This is a genomic window from Desulfogranum mediterraneum DSM 13871 (assembly GCF_000429965.1).
GTDB lineage: Bacteria > Desulfobacterota > Desulfobulbia > Desulfobulbales > Desulfobulbaceae > Desulfogranum > Desulfogranum mediterraneum.
Genome location: NZ_AUCW01000019.1, coordinates 37585 through 55122, shown reverse-complemented (window position 1 = coordinate 55122; position 17538 = coordinate 37585). Strand labels below are relative to the sequence as shown.

Annotated in this window: 16 protein-coding genes; 15 read left to right on the top strand and 1 reads right to left on the bottom strand. The window is 56.4% G+C overall.

The annotated features are described in order from the left end of the window. Positions 1-401: 401 nt before the first annotated feature. The 15 genes from G494_RS0110310 to dusB all read left to right on the top strand — a co-directional run bounded on the left by G494_RS0110310 (position 402) and on the right by dusB (position 16630). On the top strand, positions 402-842 hold the full coding sequence (locus G494_RS0110310) for an FKBP-type peptidyl-prolyl cis-trans isomerase (protein ID WP_028584482.1): 441 nt from the start codon (positions 402-404) through the stop codon (positions 840-842). Between the two features lie 762 nt (positions 843-1604). Beyond that, positions 1605-4514, top strand: coding sequence for a hybrid sensor histidine kinase/response regulator (locus G494_RS0110300; RefSeq protein ID WP_028584480.1), 2910 nt, complete (start codon positions 1605-1607; stop codon positions 4512-4514). Between the two features lie 185 nt (positions 4515-4699). Beyond that, on the top strand, positions 4700-5170 hold the full coding sequence (locus tag G494_RS0110295) for a chemotaxis protein CheW (protein WP_028584479.1): 471 nt from the start codon (positions 4700-4702) through the stop codon (positions 5168-5170). Positions 5171-5284: 114 nt separating this feature from the next. Then, complete coding sequence (locus G494_RS0110290; RefSeq protein ID WP_035246145.1) at positions 5285-6406, top strand: protein-glutamate methylesterase/protein-glutamine glutaminase; 1122 nt, start codon at positions 5285-5287, stop codon at positions 6404-6406. Positions 6407-6498: 92 nt separating this feature from the next. Further along, positions 6499-7335 carry a CheR family methyltransferase gene (locus tag G494_RS0110285; RefSeq protein WP_028584477.1) on the top strand — a complete coding sequence of 279 codons (837 nt, stop codon included), beginning with the start codon at positions 6499-6501 and terminating at the stop codon, positions 7333-7335. A gap of 53 nt (positions 7336-7388) precedes the next feature. Continuing rightward, positions 7389-7946, top strand: a complete 558-nt coding sequence (locus tag G494_RS0110280; RefSeq protein WP_232362525.1) for a response regulator — start codon at positions 7389-7391, stop codon at positions 7944-7946. Between the two features lie 19 nt (positions 7947-7965). Further along, positions 7966-8349 carry a MazG nucleotide pyrophosphohydrolase domain-containing protein gene (locus G494_RS0110275; RefSeq protein WP_028584475.1) on the top strand — a complete coding sequence of 128 codons (384 nt, stop codon included), beginning with the start codon at positions 7966-7968 and terminating at the stop codon, positions 8347-8349. A 135-nt stretch (positions 8350-8484) separates the two neighbouring features. Then, complete coding sequence (gene rpsF, locus G494_RS22830; protein WP_051305588.1) at positions 8485-8955, top strand: 30S ribosomal protein S6; 471 nt, start codon at positions 8485-8487, stop codon at positions 8953-8955. A 49-nt stretch (positions 8956-9004) separates the two neighbouring features. Continuing rightward, positions 9005-9244 carry a 30S ribosomal protein S18 gene (gene rpsR / locus G494_RS0110265; protein ID WP_051305587.1) on the top strand — a complete coding sequence of 80 codons (240 nt, stop codon included), beginning with the start codon at positions 9005-9007 and terminating at the stop codon, positions 9242-9244. Between the two features lie 77 nt (positions 9245-9321). Then, positions 9322-10236, top strand: coding sequence for a DUF2232 domain-containing protein (locus tag G494_RS0110260; protein WP_028584473.1), 915 nt, complete (start codon positions 9322-9324; stop codon positions 10234-10236). An 84-nt stretch (positions 10237-10320) separates the two neighbouring features. After that, positions 10321-10776: a 50S ribosomal protein L9 gene (gene rplI, locus G494_RS0110255; RefSeq protein WP_028584472.1), complete on the top strand. Its 456-nt coding sequence runs from the start codon at positions 10321-10323 to the stop codon at positions 10774-10776. Between the two features lie 277 nt (positions 10777-11053). Further along, positions 11054-12436 carry a replicative DNA helicase gene (dnaB, locus tag G494_RS22825; protein WP_051305586.1) on the top strand — a complete coding sequence of 461 codons (1383 nt, stop codon included), beginning with the start codon at positions 11054-11056 and terminating at the stop codon, positions 12434-12436. Between the two features lie 72 nt (positions 12437-12508). Next, entirely contained in the window at positions 12509-14986 is a 2478-nt protein-coding gene (leuS, locus tag G494_RS0110245; RefSeq protein ID WP_208597664.1) for a leucine--tRNA ligase, read from the top strand. Between the two features lie 53 nt (positions 14987-15039). Beyond that, positions 15040-15585, top strand: coding sequence for an LPS assembly lipoprotein LptE (lptE, locus tag G494_RS0110240; RefSeq protein ID WP_028584470.1), 546 nt, complete (start codon positions 15040-15042; stop codon positions 15583-15585). Positions 15586-15667: 82 nt separating this feature from the next. Further along, positions 15668-16630 carry a tRNA dihydrouridine synthase DusB gene (dusB, locus tag G494_RS0110235; protein ID WP_028584469.1) on the top strand — a complete coding sequence of 321 codons (963 nt, stop codon included), beginning with the start codon at positions 15668-15670 and terminating at the stop codon, positions 16628-16630. Between the two features lie 69 nt (positions 16631-16699). Here the strand turns inward: dusB and G494_RS25385 are convergent, their stop codons facing one another. Then, complete coding sequence (locus tag G494_RS25385; RefSeq protein WP_153305831.1) at positions 16700-17488, bottom strand: tetratricopeptide repeat protein; 789 nt, start codon at positions 17486-17488, stop codon at positions 16700-16702. Between the last annotated feature and the right edge of the window lie 50 nt (positions 17489-17538).

Sequence of the window (17538 nt, the reverse complement as noted above, 5' to 3'; positions counted from 1 at the left end):
CTTTTGGCCGCGAGCCACCGGGATTGAGCGGCAAGTATGTTTAGTCTATCTTCTTTTGCCTAGACCCCTGCGCACCTGAAGCCATCTCAGGCCTTGGACTTGTATGCGTTCCAGCCGACTTTGTCAAGCCCTCAAGAGCAAGTTGCGGCCAAGTTCCGGACACGGCAACCACTGATCCAACTATTGTCAAATCATGGCAGGATGTTTATCATAGGGCCAAAAGTATCCACCCCAGGGCTATCTTGAAGAGTGCGTCATCCTGGACCGGCTTAAGGACTGCGAGAAGAATACCCCAGGTATCCTTTGGATATTCCGAGGATAGACTTCAAACACAAGGCCGGGAGCGGACAAGTCAGCAGGGATTCAGGTGGCCCTCAAATCCGATCATCAAGGAAAAGTACATGTGCCCAGTGCAGCTCACAGATCAAATTTTAGTCAGTTATACAGCAACCCTGGACTCTGGAGAGGCCGTAGAGAGCGTTCCTGAGAACAAGCCCATCGCGCTGGCCATCGGCTCTGGCAGGATCCTGCAGGCCGTAGAGGCATCGCTCCTTGGGATGGAGCCTGGAGAGAGCAAGACCGTCCGAATTCTCCCGGAAGATGCCTTTGGTCGCTACTACAAAAGCCTGGTCCACGAGGTGCCCCTGGCAAACTTCGGTAATAAAGTCCAGCCCAAACCCGGAATGATCCTCTCGCTTTCCGTGGAAAAAGATGGCCAGGAGCAACAGGTGCCGGCTACGGTTCTGGGTATCAATAACGACACCGTCACCATTGACTATAACCACCCCCTTGCTGACAAGGCCATCACCTATACTGTAAAACTGCACGCCATCGGCAACTGAGCAGCAGCTCGTTCTGCCCAGGCTCCTTGCCCTTCTCAGGAACAGGGAGGTCGCGACTTCAGGATTCCTGGATCCACCGGTCCCCTCCCCCTGAGCAGGCCCATCCTCATTTTTTTCAGAGGCTCAGGTCTCCCTCCTGCCCTCCCCTCCCCCAGACGTCGGCAGCATCGAAGGCGGCCTCTTTTTCCGATACTCCAGCCAGTGATGCCAAAAACTCCTCGGGGGTGAAACATCCGCGTGGTTCTCTCCGATACCATCCCTCCTCGGTCGAGGTTCCCTGCCATCGGCGCTGAGCAGGTTTGGTCTTGGTGGATCATGGTGGGACAGGGGAGAGCCGGGAGGATCCAGGGCGATGCCCCTTTTTCTCGATTATAGGGCTCTTTTAAAGCATCAGCAGGCGCTCCCCCCTGTGCTGACTCAGGAAAAAGAGAGAAAAAGCTGTACAACGGACCATGGAAACGTACAATATAAGGATATTGGGTACGGTAAAGCATCAGCTGGCATCTTCGGGATCTGCGGCCTGCGGGTCCCAGGCCTGGAAACAAAGATGCCACAGGCCGATAGATGTGCAATGAATGAGGCCTTATAGTCTATAGCGAGTATAGCCCCAGAAATTGCCCGGGGCGCAAGGCCTCAGGATGGCCAAAAATCGACCGAACGTCGAAGAGCATCGAAAGTAAGTATTTATTTTAACAGCTTAAATGTTAGTTCAACAACAGAACTGACCCCACAGGCAGATGATACATTGTAGGAGAACAGGATATGTCTTTTGAAGATGACGAAATTTTGCAAGGTTTTATTGAAGAGTCACTGGAGCATCTTGCAGATATCGAAAATGACCTCCTGGCCATAGAGGAGCGGGGAGCAGATATTGATGTTGAGCTGGTCAACAAGGTATTCCGAGCGGCCCATTCCATCAAGGGCGGCGCCGGATTCATGGGACTGACGGTCATCCAGGACCTGGCCCATGCTGCAGAAAACGTCCTTGGCCTGATTCGAGCTGAAAAACTGACACCCACACCTGAGATTGTCAACACCCTCTTACTGGCATCTGATCAGCTCCAGCAACTGATCGAGGATACCGGCAACAGCAACAGTGTGGACATCAACAGCCATGTAAGTGCCTTAAATCTCATCTTCGAACAGGGCGAACCAGCCCCTGGTGGCGACCAGCCTGTTGCTGAGGCAGCAGCCGATGAGCCGGCCCCGATCGAAGAGGGGACAGTAGAGGCAGAGAGCCCGCCCCAGGAGGCTGCTCCCTTCTACCTGGATGAGGAGCTGATTAAGCCTGAACCCGTGGCTGAGGTCGAACCGGAACCGATACCGGAACCGCAGGCCGACCCAGTTGCCGAAGCTCTGCCGGAACCAGCCCCGCTTCCCCAGCAGGAGAAAGCCCAAAAAAAGCCGAGCAAGCAGGCAGCAGTGCCTGTCACCAAACAGGACACCTCCATCCGGGTCACGGTCAGCCTGCTGGATCAGCTGATGAACCTGGCCGGAGAACTGGTCCTCTCCAGGAACCAACTCCTCCAGACCATCTCCTCCGGAGATGGCCGCAATGCAGAGGCCGTGGGACAACGCATCGACCTGGTCACCTCCGAACTCCAGGAAGCGATCATGTTGACCAGAATGCAGCCCATCGGCAATGTCTTCAATAAATTTCCCCGGGTGGTCAGGGATCTGTCCAAGAAGCTGGACAAACAGATGGATCTGACCATTGTTGGTAAGGATGTTGAGTTGGACAAGACCATCATCGAAGCCATTAACGACCCCCTGACCCACCTGGTCCGCAACTCCGTGGACCACGGAGTAGAACGTCCAGCCGATCGGGTAAAGAAGGGTAAGGATGCCCGGGGCCTGATCGTTCTCAAGGCCTATCATGCAGCCGGCCAGGTCGTTATCGAGATCAGTGACGATGGTAAAGGAATCGACGGCGACGCCCTGGCCGAGACTGCCATCAAGAAGGGTTTGATCACCCAAGAACAGGCCAACGTGCTGTCGGAGAAGGAGCGGATCAACCTGATCCTCCTGCCCGGTTTTTCCACGGCCGAACAGGTCACCGATGTCTCCGGACGCGGGGTGGGCATGGATGTGGTCAAGACCAACCTTGATCAGTTAGGCGGATCCATCGAGATTGATTCCGAGGTGGGCAAGGGCTCGACCATCTCCATTAAACTGCCTCTGACCCTGGCAATTATTCCCTGCCAGATCATCATGACCGGCGGTGAACGTTATGCCATACCCCAGGTGAACCTGGAAGAGCTGCTCCGCATCCCGGCCTCAAGGATCAAAGAACGGATTGAACGCGTCGGAGATGCCGAAGTCGTCCGCCTGCGCGGCAACCTCTTGCCCCTGATTCGGATGGCAGATGTTTTTGAGATCGAGCGGACCTACTTTGACCCGGTCAGCGAGGAGACTCGGCTGGACCGTCGGGAAAATGTCGCAGACCGCAGGTCAAAGAGCACCCCCCTCAAGACCGATCAAGAAGAGCAGGAGGAGGCCGAGGCGGCCAGGAAGCAGCAGGAACAGCCCCGCAAGGGGGATCGCCGACAGAGTGTAGCCAGTGCCATGAATATCGTGGTGGTCTCCACCGGAGCCATGAAATACGGGCTGATCGTCGACCAACTCCAGGATTCAGAGGAGATCGTCATCAAGCCCCTGGGACGACATCTCCAACAGTGTCAGGGCTATGCCGGCGCCACCATCATGGGTGACGGTCGAATCGCCCTGATCCTGGATGTGAGCAGTATCGCCGGCATGGCCGGTTTGACCTCCCTTGAGGGCTCAGAGCGAGCCGCTGAACTCGCCGATGCAGCGAAAGATGCCATCACCAAGACCAGGGACAAGCAGGCCCTGCTCACCTTTTCCAGCGCCCCCACCGAATTCTTTGGGGTGCCCCTCAATCAGGTGGAGCGGGTGGAGAAAATCAAGCAGGATGACGTCGAGGATGTCGGCGGTCGCCGGGTCATGCAGTATAGGGGCGGCACCCTGCCCCTGGTCAGCATCGATGAGGTGGCCATGGTTCAGCCGATGGATATCCAGGAGAACCTGCTGGTCATCGTCTTTCATCTGGCTGGCAGGGATGTCGGCCTGCTGGCCACCGGCCCCATCGATGCCATCGAGATCTCCTCAGACATCGATGACGTCACCCTCAAACAGACCGGGATCATGGGTTCCTCCATTATCGGTGAAAAAACCACCATGCTGGTTGATATCTTTGAAATCGTTCAAACCATTAATCCCCAGTGGTTTGAAGAGCTTACAGCGAGCGGCTCCTTTGAGGATGAAGAAGTCGCGCCCACAATCCTGATTGTTGAAGATTCCAATTTTTTCCGCAACCAGGTAAAAGGCTATATGGAGGAGGCTGGTTTCCAGGTCCTGGAGGCCGAAGACGGCTTGGAAGCCCTCCAGGTCCTGGAGGAAAATATCAGTGAGATAACCATGGTGGTTACCGACATTGAGATGCCCAACATGGACGGCTTTGAGCTGACCGAAAAGATCAAGAATAACCCCGAATACGCCCACCTGCCGGTGATAGCCCTGACCACCCTGGCCGCCGACGAAGATATCGCCCGGGGCAAGTCCGTGGGTGTGGATGAGTACCACATCAAGCTGGACAAGGAACGGCTGATGAAGAGTGTTCATAAATATGCCAAAGAGTGCAGCCTCGCCTGAAGGCACGGATCAGCGATCTGGCAGGGATCGGGTTCCGACCCCCTGCCAGCTATCCTGCACAACCCCTATGCCAATTTTTCCTGACCGCCCAGAGCCTCAGCGCAGCGGTTCCTGGTGACTGAAGGGAAGCGCCGATAAGATCCAAATTTCCACCCTTGATTTTCAAAGTTTTCCGGAGACAGACGATGACAACATCCACTCAAGCCAACAAAAATATTATTGAACTTGCCACCTTTTATGTCGGCGACGCCCTCTGCGGCATGGATATCCTCAAGGTGCAGGAGATCAATAAGTTGATGGAGATGACCAAGGTCCCCCAGGCCCCGGATTACGTGATTGGGATTCTTAATCTCCGCGGCCAGATTGTCACCATCATCGATCTGGGCAAAAAACTCGGCCTGGGCTCAACAGACCTTGGGCTTGATCCCCGTAATATCATAGTCAACGCCCCGAGTGAACATATAGGCCTGCTGGTTAAAAGGATCAGCGATGTGGTCATGGCTGATCCCGATAAGATCGAGTCTGCGCCCGCCAACATGAACGGTATCCAGGGTGGCTATTTCACCGGGGTCTATAAGACGGATAACAAGCTGATCGGTATTCTGGATATCCAGGCTGTACTGAAGATGAGCTCCGAAAACATCAACCGCGTATAGAGGCGCTTGAAGACCAGAAGAGTACAGCCATGGTCGAATCTGCCTGTGTCGAGAGCGATACCCAGGCCAACTATTCAGGTCACCCTCTAATCGTTTAGCCGAGTCCCTTTCCCCATGTTGAAAAAAATTCGAACACTGGTCGTCGATGATACCATCGTCTACCGCAAGGCAGTCTCTGATATCCTGGGAGAGATCCCGGGAGTCGAGGTAGTCGGCGTAGCCCATAACGGCAAGATTGCCGTCTCCAAGATCAAAAGCCTTAAACCGGATCTGCTCACCCTGGACATCGAGATGCCGGAGATGAACGGCATCGAAGTCTTGGATTACCTGCGCCAACACGCCCCTGATGTCTCCGCCATCATGGTCTCCACCCTGACCAGCGAAGGCGGAGACATGACCATGAAGGCTCTGGAACTTGGCGCCTATGACTTCATCCTCAAGCCGAGCACAACCAATATCAGCGAGAGCAAGAAACACCTCCGCGCCCACCTTGCCCCCCTGATCAAGGCCTTTATGACCGGCCGAACCACCGTTGGTTCCATGGGGAAAAATGGAACCAAACTCCGGCCGACAGCACCTGTTCGCCCGAGACCAGCCAACGGCCCGCAGCGACGGACAGCAGGCGCCGCCGCCGGCAGGGGAGCAAGCCTCCACCAGGGAAAATCAGAAATCGTTACCATCGGCATCTCCACGGGTGGTCCCAATGCCCTGGCCCGGATGATGCCCATGCTTCCGGCGGACCTGGGCGTGCCGCTGGTCATCGTTCAACACATGCCGCCGGTCTTTACCCGCTCCCTGGCCAACAGCCTCAATGCCAAGTGCGCGCTCAGGGTCAAGGAGGCGGAAAACGGTGAGGCCATCCAGGCCAACGTGGCCTATATCGCCCCTGGCGGCAAACAGATGAAGCTGGTCGCCTCTGCCGATGGCTTAAACCGTCTGATCAGACTCACCAATGATCCTCCGGAAAACTCCTGCAGGCCCTCCGCAGATTACCTCTTTCGTTCGGTGGCCGATTACTACGTGGGCAGGACCACCGCCGTGATCATGACCGGCATGGGCTCTGACGGGACCTCCGGCCTCCAGGTCCTAAAACAAAAAGGGGCATTTATCATTGGACAAAATCAAAACTCTTGTGTTGTCTATGGTATGCCCAAAGCTCCTGCCGAGTTGGGACTGGTCGACAGGGTGGTTCCGTTGGACAAGATAGCTGCAGAGATTGTCAAATCAATAAAATGAGGAGCACTTGCTGAGAAGACCACTGTAGCGGAGCTGGTCCTGAGCCGTGGACCAGAATCAGGTAGAATCAAACCCTAGACTGTAGACACTGGATGCTGAAAATCACCCCCAACGAGATCAAGTTGATTACCTCTTACATCTATGATGTATCCGGTATTCACCTGGATGCGACCAAAAAATATCTCCTGGAAACACGTCTTCACGCTGTGGTTGAGGAGTACAGCTGCTCCAGTTACCATGACCTCTGTCGCAAGGCCAGGGCAGAGGCTTCTAAAAAGATCGAGCGCAAAATCATTGACGCCATCTCCACCAACGAAACCCTCTTCTTTAGAGATTCCGGTCCGTTTGAGCTGCTCAAACATAAAATTTTCCCTGAACTCATCGATGCCCGCGCTGCCAAAAGCCCTGTCCTGAAGACACGGCTGCGAGTCTGGAGCGCCGCCTGTTCCACTGGCCAGGAGCTCTATTCGGTGGCCATTGTCCTCCAGGAACTGCTTGGTGATCTCTCCAAATATTCCATCACCCTCTTGGGTACCGATATCTCCGACGCTGCCGTTGCCCAGGCCAGTAGCGGCAAGTACAACAAGTTTGAGATTGAACGAGGCCTGAGTAAGGATAAACTCAGCAGATACTTTACCCCCTCCGGCGGTAACTGGAAGATCAAGGACCAGATCAGGTCCATGGCCAACTTTCGTAAAATCAACCTGATGATGCCCCTGGTCGGCATGGGCAAATTTGATATCATCCTCTGTCGGAATGTGGCCATCTATTTTACCCTGGAAGACCGGAAAAAACTCTTCAACCGCCTGGCCCAGACCCTTGAGCCGGACGGCTACCTGCTCATCGGGTCCACCGAGTCGCTCACCGGGGTCAGCCCACGATTTACTCCCAAACGGCACCTGCGCTCCATTTTTTATCAGCTGAAATAACCGCACTCCCTGGAATCCCAGATAGAGTGGCACGAGGTAGGATAATGAATACAATGACCATACTCATAGCAGATGACGATCCGGTCATCCGCAAACTCTTTGAGAAAAGACTCACCAATGCCGGCTACCAGGTGCGTGTTGCCGTTGACGGGATGGATGCGGCCCAGCAGCTCCATACCTCCTGTTTTGATATCATCATCACCGATCTGGTCATGCCCGGTGACATTGGTGGCCTGGAACTCCTCCAGATCGCTAAACAGCGCCATCCGCGGACCGAGGTGATCGTGATCACCGCCCACTCATCCATTGACACCGCGGTCAATGCCATGAAAAATGGGGCCGTGGATTATCTGGAGAAACCGATCAACTTTGATGAGCTCTTTCTCCGTCTGGATAAGATCGCCGAGGTCAATTCTCTGGTCAAAAATGCAGGCGATCTTCGCGAAGCCATGGATGTCACCGAATCCATGGCCGCAAAAACCATTCAGAACCTGGAGATCACCGCAGGCGATCTCCAACTCAAAATCGACCGCCTGGAAACCATCCTCTGTGATGCCAGCCGGGATCAGCAGGATAGGATTGATGAGGCCCTTGACGTTATCCAGCGCTAAAGAAGAGCAACCAAACCCCATGAAGACCGACCAGGAACTCTCCCGACTCCTCGATATCGTCACCACCCTGCGTGGTGACCAGGGCTGCCCCTGGGATAAAAAGCAGACCCCCCTGTCGATGAAAAAATATCTGCTTGAGGAGTGTCGTGAACTGGCAGAGGCCCTGGAAAAGGAACAGCCCCAGGATATCTGTGAGGAGATCGGTGATCTCTACTTCATCCTGGCCATGCTCTCGGTGATGTATACCGAAAAGCAGAGCTTTGGGCCGCTGGATCCCCTACGCTCCAGCTGTGAAAAAATGATCCGCCGTCACCCCCATGTCTTTGCCGATGCCGTGTACAGCGACGAAGCCGAGTTGCGCAGCCAGTGGGAACGTATTAAAAAAGAAGAGAAATCCGCCTAAGCCCAGCCCTGGGACGTTGATTTACCCTTGACCGCACCCAGTTTTCCTGTATTATGTCTTGTTCATCACAATAACCTTCTCGCTCTCATCATCGTGATAGAAGCGAGGGCCATTATTTGACCACGAGGAGGATTCATGCGTCATTACGAAACAACGTACATTCTTCGCCCAAACCTGGGAGAAGAGCAATTCACTGAAATCATTGAGAGAACCAACAATCTCATCACCAACAGCGGCGGTGTTGTCCTCACCCTTGACCGCTGGGGGATGAAGAAGCTGGCCTATGAAATCAAGAAGGAAGTCCAAGGATACTACGTTTATGTAAACTATGCCGCCCCTGGCGAGATCATCAGGGAGATGGATCGCATCTTCCGGATTGATGACCGCCTGCTGCGTTTTCTGACCATCAAGCTCAACGATTCCATGGATGCCGAAGCCATTGCCAAGGAGCAGGAACGCTTGGCTGCTGCAGAGGTTGCGGAAGAAGAGGGCAGCGAAGAAGGTGCCGAAGAGGCAGCCGAGACCACCGAAGCGGCACCTGCCGGCGAAGAGACCAAGTCAGCTGCTGCTGATACAGCTGCTGCTGATACAGCTGCTGCCGAGTAAGCGTATTCTACCCTTTTCTATCTATTAGCATTTCATCAAGGAGCTTATCATGGCACCCCCAAAAAAAATATTTTCCCGTCGTCGCGTCTGTCGTTTCTGTACTGACAAAGAAATTATCATCGATTACAGGGACCCCAAGACCCTGAGAAACTTTGTGACAGAGCGGGGCAAGATCATCCCCCGGCGGATCTATGGCACCTGTGCCAGCCATCAGCGCCAGCTCACCGAAGCAGTGAAGCGGGCCAGACAACTCGCCCTGTTGCCCTATACTGGTACTACCCAGTATTAAGGGTTCGTAAGAGCAGAGTGGTACCAAGGGCTGAACAGCCGGGGTCGAGTTTCGGGCAAAGGCAGCTGCTGCTGGTTATGCTGGTGGCAGCCCTGTTTTTCCTACCATCCTTCCAGCCCATGTTGTTTGGCTGGATGCATGGACTGCTGGGAATTCCGGTTTTTTTGATTCTCTGTTTGCAGGGATCCAGGGCCGGCACGGTCCTGCTGAGAAACAGCCTGCTCCTCGCTGCAGGGGGTCTGTTGCTCAGCGGACAGCTTGAACAGCTCCTCTTTTCCCTGACCTTGGTTCCCCTGGGATACACCCTTTACAGGGGGATCAGCTCGGAACAATCAGCCTGTGAGAGCGGGGCCAGGGGATTGTGTACCCTCAGCCTCAGTTGGTTCACCTTTTGGACAATCTACGGGATCGTCACAGGTGTCCAGCCGTATAACCAACTGGTAGCGCAATTGGATGCTAGTTTTGCCCAGACCTACCTGCTCTACAGTGAACAGGCAGACCTTGATCCGGAAAGCCTGTTCACCCTGCATCAGATCATCGAGACCAGCCGGTCATTGCTGCCGAAAATACTTCCAGGCATCCTGGCTTGTATCACCTTGGCTACGGTCTGGCTCAACCTGATCTGTTGTAACGGCTTGATCCGCAGGATGCGGCCGCAGGAAGGTGGCTGGAGGCCCTACTCCAGCTGGTCCTTACCCGAACAGCTGGTCTGGTTGCCCATAGCTGCGGTTCTGCTCATCCTGCCAGGGCAGGAAGCGATCCGAAATATCGGCATCTGTCTGCTCTTGGTTGGGATGCTGCTCTACTTTTTTCAAGGGCTTGCGGTTTTTTTCCACCTGTTGGACAGGTGGAATGTGCCCCGTTATCTCCGCGGCATGCTCTACGTGACCCTGGTCATCCAGAGTTACGGGCTGCTGATCATCTCCCTGCTAGGCATGAGCGAGGTATGGCTCAATATCCGCAGCAGGGTAGCGGACAAGGGTGACCGCTGAAATACTCAATCTACGTTATCGGTGACCAGGTGCTGATCCACCCCACCGTCAATAATTGAACCAAAGACCAAAGAGGGTTCACTCATGGAAATCATACTCAAAGAAACGATCGAAACCCTTGGCCAGGAAGGTGAGATTGTTAATGTAAAACCTGGTTATGCCCGGAATTACCTCATCCCCAAACAAAAGGCCGTGCTGGTGACCAAATCCAGCCTGTCCATTCTGGAAAAAGAAAAACAGGCCATCAGCGCACGCCTGGCTCAGCAGCAGCAGGATGCCGAGAAGATGGTCGGCCAGCTGGCGGACAAGGTCGTGATCATCTCCAAGCGGGTCGGCGATGAAAATCGCCTGTTTGGCTCTGTGACCGGCAGCGACATCGCCGCCGGCCTGGAAGAGCTGGGCGTGGTCGTGGACAAGAAGTCCATCGTCCTCAAAGATGCGATCAAGGCCCTGGGCGAGTACAAGGTTGCCATCAAGGTTGGCTACCAGGCTGCCGCTGAAATCCAGGTTCAAGTGGTTCCTGAAGTCATTGGTGAGTAATCAGTGACGCCTCAGTGCTGACCAGGCTGGGGGCAGGAGCGTGTAAACCTGCCCTGTACAGGACAAAGAAGTTCGGCCTGCCCAGGCCAAGCCCTTTGCGCCGGCCCTGCGTTCCGCCGGCCAACCCAGCCGCCTCCTGACAAGGGGTTGTTTGACTGTAAGTGCCTTTTCTGGTTTCAGAAAAGGCACTTGTATTTTGAACGTGCATAAAAAAACATTCCCAGTATAGTAGTGGTCGTTATCCACTCCTGTACCCTTTCCTGTCCCGGGCCCGACGATGCAACAGCCAACACACCCTGCGCAACCCATCCCCCAAAAAATGCTGCCACCCCAGAATGTTGAGGCAGAGCAGGCCGTTCTTGGGACCATCCTGATTCAGGATAAATCCCTGTTGAAAATTGCCGAGGTCATCGAGCCCGACGATTTTTACAAGGATGCCCACAAGACCATCTACTCGGTGATGCAGACCCTCTTTGAAAAGAGTGAGCCCCATGACCTGATCACGGTCACCGGTCTGCTCAGTGACCGCAATAAGCTGGAACAGGTCGGCGGAGCTGCCTATCTGGCCTCACTCACCGATGTTATCCCCTTTACCGGCACCCTGGTCCACCACGCCAAGATCATCCGCAAGAAATCGGTGCTCCGTAAACTGATTCGGACCACCTCAGAGGTCGCAGCCCGTTGCTACGACACCCAGGACGACATCGACTCCCTGGTGGACGAGGCCGAGAAGACCATATTTGAGATCGCCCAGTCCAAGAGCGGCACCGGCTTTCAGGCCATGGCCAACATCGTTCCCCGTGCCTTTGATCGGATTACTAAGCTCTATGATCGCCAGGAGAACATCACCGGGGTAGCCACCGGTTATGATGAACTCGACCGGATGACCGCCGGCTTTCAACCCTCGGATATGATCGTCCTGGCCGCCCGCCCCTCCATGGGCAAGACTGCCCTGGCCATGAACATCGTCCAGCATGCGGCCCTTATTGAGAAAGAGCCGGTGGCGGTATTCAGCCTGGAGATGTCCATGGAGTCACTGGCCCTGCGTATGCTCTGTTCCCTGGGCCGGATCGACTCCCAGAGGATGCGTACCGGTAAACTCCATGACAATGACTGGCCCAAACTGACCCGGGCCACAGGCATGCTCTCGGATGCCCAGATCTTCATCGATGATACCGCCGGCCTCACGGTCCTGGAGATGCGGGCCAAGGCGAGACGCTTAAAGTCTGAACACGATATCGGCATGGTGGTGGTCGATTACCTCCAGCTGATGCAGGGAAAGAGCGGCATCGAGAACCGCGCCCAGGAAATCTCCGACATCTCCCGTTCGCTCAAGGCCATGGCCAAAGAGCTGGATGTCCCGGTGGTCGCTCTGTCCCAGCTCAACCGCTCCCTGGAGAGCCGCACCGATAAACGTCCCCAGCTCTCTGACCTGCGTGAGTCCGGCGCCATCGAGCAGGATGCCGACGTGATCATGTTCATCTACCGCGACGAGGTCTACAATAAGGGCGAAGACAACCCGAACCGCGGTCTTGCCGAGGTCATCGTCGGCAAGCAGCGAAACGGCCCCACCGGGACGGTGAAGCTGACCTTTCTTGGAGAGTTCACCACCTTTGAAAATTACACCCCCCTCTCCCCTCCGATGAACAATATGATGTAGCCGTGGAGCAGACCAGAGGGCTGATCCACCCTGTTACCGTTTTCTCTCTTCCCATACACCACTGACCCTACTATGCAGATATCCGACAAATACGACTTTCAGGCCATTGAACAGAAATGGCAGCAGCGCTGGGAAAGCGAGACCCCCTACCGGGTCGACCACAACTCCGCGGGTGAGAAATACTATGTCCTGGAGATGTTTCCCTATCCCTCGGGCCGCATTCATATGGGCCATGTTCGCAACTACTCCATTGGCGACGTGATTGCCCGCTACAAAAGGCTCCAGGGCTATGATGTCATCCATCCCATGGGCTGGGATGCCTTTGGCCTGCCCGCCGAGAACGCCGCCATGAAGCGGGGTATCCACCCTGCCGCCTGGACCTACGATAATATCGACTACATGCGCACCCAGCTCAAGGAGCTGGGCCTCAGTTATGACTGGCAGCGCGAGTTGGCCACCTGTAACCCCAAGTACTATCGTTGGGAACAGCAGCTTTTTCTGGAGATGCTGGAAAAGGGGTTGATTTACCGTAAGGAGACCACGGTCAACTGGTGTAACGACTGTCAAACCGTGCTGGCCCGGGAACAGGTTGTCGACGGCCTCTGCTGGCGCTGCGACCAGCCAGTCGTGCCCAAGACCATGTATGGCTGGTTTTTCAAGATCACCGACTATGCCGAGGAACTCCTTGCCGACCTGGACAAGCTCAGCGGCTGGCCGGAGAAGGTCGTGACCATGCAGCGCAACTGGATCGGCAAGAGCACGGGCCTGGCCTGTGACTTTCAGGTGGAGGAGATGGAGGAGCAGATCACCATCTTCACCACCAGACCGGATACCATCTTTGGGGTGACCTTCATGTCCCTGGCCGCTGAACACCCCCTGATCCCGAGCCTGATCCAGGGAAGCGACCGGGAGCAGGCGGTGCAGGAGTATATCGAGGCCACCCTACTGGAAAAACAGCGTGCCAGCGCCGATAAGGAGCCGGACAAGACCGGGGTATTCACCGGCCGCTACTGCATCAATCCCTATAACGGCGAACGGGTGCCCATCTATGTGGCCAACTTCGTGCTGATGGAGTACGGCACAGGTGCGGTCATGGCCGTGCCTGCCCATGACCAGCGTGACTTCGAGTTTGCCCGCAAGTATCAGCTGCCGGTGCGGGTGGTGATTCAGCCGGAAGGGGAGCAGCTTGACCCTGCCACCATGGAAGAGGCCTTTACCCAGCCCGGACGCCTGGCCAACTCCGGCGCCTTTGACGGCCTGGACTCCATCGCGGCCCAACAGACCCTGATCGTTCATGCCCAGGAGCATGGCTTTGGCCAGCCCCATATCACCTTTCGCCTGCGCGACTGGGGGATCTCCAGGCAGCGCTACTGGGGGGCGCCCATCCCGGTGATCCACTGCGAGGAATGCGGGATCGTCCCGGTACCCGTGACAGAGCTGCCGGTGGTGCTGCCTGGTGCCGAACATGAGAGTGGTGTCCATACCCCCCTGCACCAGCAGGAGGAGTTCATCGCCGCCAGCTGCCCCTGTTGCGGCCGCGACGCCCGCCGGGAGACCGACACCATGGACACCTTTGTGGAGTCCTCCTGGTACTATGTTCGCTATACCAACCCCCAGTACACCGACGGCCCCATCGATAAAGAGGCTGCCAACCACTGGCTCGGCGTGGATCAGTATATCGGCGGGGTGGAACACGCCATCCTCCACCTGCTCTACTCCCGCTTTTTCACCAAGGTACTCCGCGACCTGGGCTACCTCCAGATCGACGAACCCTTTGTCAACCTGCTGACCCAGGGGATGGTGATAAAAAACGGCGCCAAGATGTCCAAATCCAAGGGCAATGTGGTGGATCCCGACGAACTGATCAAACAGTTCGGCGCAGATACGGTCCGGCTCTTCTCTCTGTTTGCCGCCCCGCCGGAACGCGATCTGGAGTGGAATGCCCAGGGGGTTGAGGGTGCCTCCCGCTTTCTCAACCGGGTGCATCGTCTGGTCCACCAACAGCTCGGCTGCTGCACGGCCTCGGACCCCGTTGAAGCGGAGCAGCTCCAGGGTGCGGCCAAGCAACTGCATCGCAAGACCCATCAGACCATTCAACGGGTCAGCGAAAACATCGAATCCAACTTTCACTTCAACACCGCCATCTCTGGGATCATGGAGCTGGTCAACCTGACCACCACCCTGGTTTCTGCAGCGGAAGAGATTCCACCGGCGGTGGTCAGGGAGGCCCTGGAAACGGTGCTGGTGCTGCTCTACCCCATGGTCCCCCACTTCAGTGCGGAACTCTGGGAGGCCACCGGCCATGGGACCACCCTGGATAGCGCCCGCTGGCCGAGCTATGACCGCGAGGCCGTCAAGGAGGAGCAGCTGACCATCGTGGTCCAGGTCAACGGCAAGGTGCGAGCCAAGCTGGAGGTGGCCAGCGATATCGAGGATGAACCCCTCAAGGAGCTGGCCCTGGCCAATGAGAAGGTGGTCAACTTCCTCCAGGAGAAACAGCCCAAGAAAGTTATTGTAGTTAAAAAGAAACTGGTTAATATTGTGGCATGATCAGGCACGGCCTGAGAGGATGCCTGTCCCCTAAGCAATCAAGGAGAGAGACCGTGAACATCAAATTCCGTGGCCTTGCCGTCATTGCCCTGCTGGTGCTCTGCCTCTGCAGCTGTAGCGCCTACTACTTTCCCCATGTCTACGACGGACCGAGTCGGGTAATCTACATGCCTACCTGGGAGAACCGCACCAACAAGCTGGGCCTGGATGCGCAGATCTACCAATCCCTCTCACGCTGGTTCTTGAAGTCGGAATCCATCAACCTGACCAAGGACCGGGGGGCTGCCGACCTGATTATGGCCGGTGAGATCGTCTCCATCTCCCTGCCCAGCATCTCCTGGGACGGCCAGTCCAACGCCACCGACATCAAGGTCCGCCTTGGAGTCCGCTATGTGCTGAAGGATCTGCAATCCGGAGAGATCCTCTGGGAGGTTCCCCAGCAGTTATGGACCGAGGACTATCCTGCCCAAACCCCCAATGCCACCATTGAGGACGAGACCCTGGCCACGATTGTCGATGATCTCTCAGAGTCCATCTACCTGGGAACCCTGAAAAAAATCAGACGCCAGAACAGCCAGACCACGGCCGTGACCAACTAGGCCCGAAACACCCCATCCAACCAAGGCGCTCCTGGAGAGATTCCGGAGCGCCTTTTTTTATCCAATCACAATGACAACACAGATGAGCGATTCAGAGCTTCCTCCCTTGAACCTGGGCCCCATACAGCTCGCCTCCCCCTTTGTCCTTGCCCCGCTGGCCGGTTATACGGACCTGGCCTTCCGGATTCTCTGTCGGGAAAACGGGGCTGCCCTCTGCTTCTCCGAGATGGTCAGCTGCCATGGGCTGGTCTACGGGCAGAAGAATACCCTGGTCCTGATGAACTCCTCTCCAGAGGAACGTCCTGTGGGGATTCAGCTCTTTGGCAGCGATCCGGAGATGATGGGCCGCGCAGCAGCACTGGTCTCCACCTATCCGGTTGACCTGATCGATATCAACATGGGCTGCCCGGTGCGAAAGGTGATCAAGAAGGGGGCAGGTTCCGCCCTGATGAGGGACCCTGAACGGGCCCGCGCCATTATCCAGGCCGTCAGGGCCAACACCCAGCTGCCGGTGACGGTCAAGTTTCGCAGCGGCTGGACCCTGGATCATATCACTGCCGTTGAATTTGCTCAGATGGCGGAAGAGGCAGGTGCCGCTGCGGTGACGGTCCATGCCCGTTCTTGGTCCCAGGGATTCAGCGGCAGTGCGGACTGGTCCGTAGTCCAGGCGGTCAAGGAGGCGGTAGCTCTGCCGGTAATCGGCAACGGTGATGTCCTCAGTCACAGGGAGGGCGTGGAGCGGATGGCTCAGACCGGCTGCGACGGCATCATGATCGGACGCGGGGCCTTGGGCAACCCCTGGGCCTTTTCCCTGCAGGGTCGACCGGCAACCCTGCAGGGGCGGTTATCCCAGGTGGTGCGTCACCTTGAGTTGGCCGAGCAGTACCTGCCCAACAAACAGATGCTCTTTCGGATAAAAAACCATGCCGGCCGCTACTTTGCCGAGTTGCCCGGGGCTGCCCAACTGCGCAAACAGGTCTACGACAGTGCGGATCTCCAGGAGTTACTGGAGGTCTTTAACCAAAAGATCGCTGCAGAAGGCTAGCCGCCCTGGCCTGGCCCACCTGCCCGGCCCCCGGCCGAGAGTCTGCACCCATATCCCCGTTCAAAGCTCCTACTCTGCCGGGCCGATGCTGACCCCATCTCCACCGTCGAACTGTTCGATCTGCTGAAAGAGCTGGAGCGAAATCGCCTGGGCATGATTCAACTCTTCCCAGCTCATTTCGACCATCAGATTGTTGCGCTGGATCACGGCCATGGTATTGCCCTGGCTGGCAGCCAGGGAATACCAGGCATAGCCCCTGGCACGATCGACCCCGGTGCCGGTGCCGGTGGCATACATCATGCCGACATTGGCCTGGGCCAGCGGGTCTTTTTGCATGGCCGCCTTGGTGTAGAGTGCCAGGGCTCCGGCCATATCCTGCTCTCCGGCCAGACCGTGATAGAGGATATAGGCCAGGTCATTGATCGCCTCCAGCCGACCGGCCCTGGCTGCCGGTTCCAGCCACCTCCTTGCCTCGCTGTAATTCTGGGGCACACCGCTTCCCCGCAGAAACATCCCCCCGATAATCGCCATGGATTCAGGCGAGCTCTTGCCCTGCTTGGCGGCCTTGAGCAACCAGGTAAAGGCCTGCTGCTGATCCGGATCCGTTCCCTGTCCCCTGTAGAGCATTCCTCCGACAATGAACTGTGCCTCAGGATCCCCCAGGAGAGCAGCCTGGCGGTAGAGCCTGAAGGCCCGGCCATAGTTGCGGGGCTTGCCCTTGCCGGTGTAATAGCGGTAGGCATCGACCTTATAGCGGATGATCCTCTCGTCGGGATTCAGTTCCCTTGCCTGGCTAAGCGGGGAAAACAGACAGCCGGCCAGCAGGCAGAAACAGAGCGATAAACAGAGTAAGCGCATGGGCAAAAGACCTCGGGAAAACGGCAGACCTGCCACACCTTTCCGGCCAG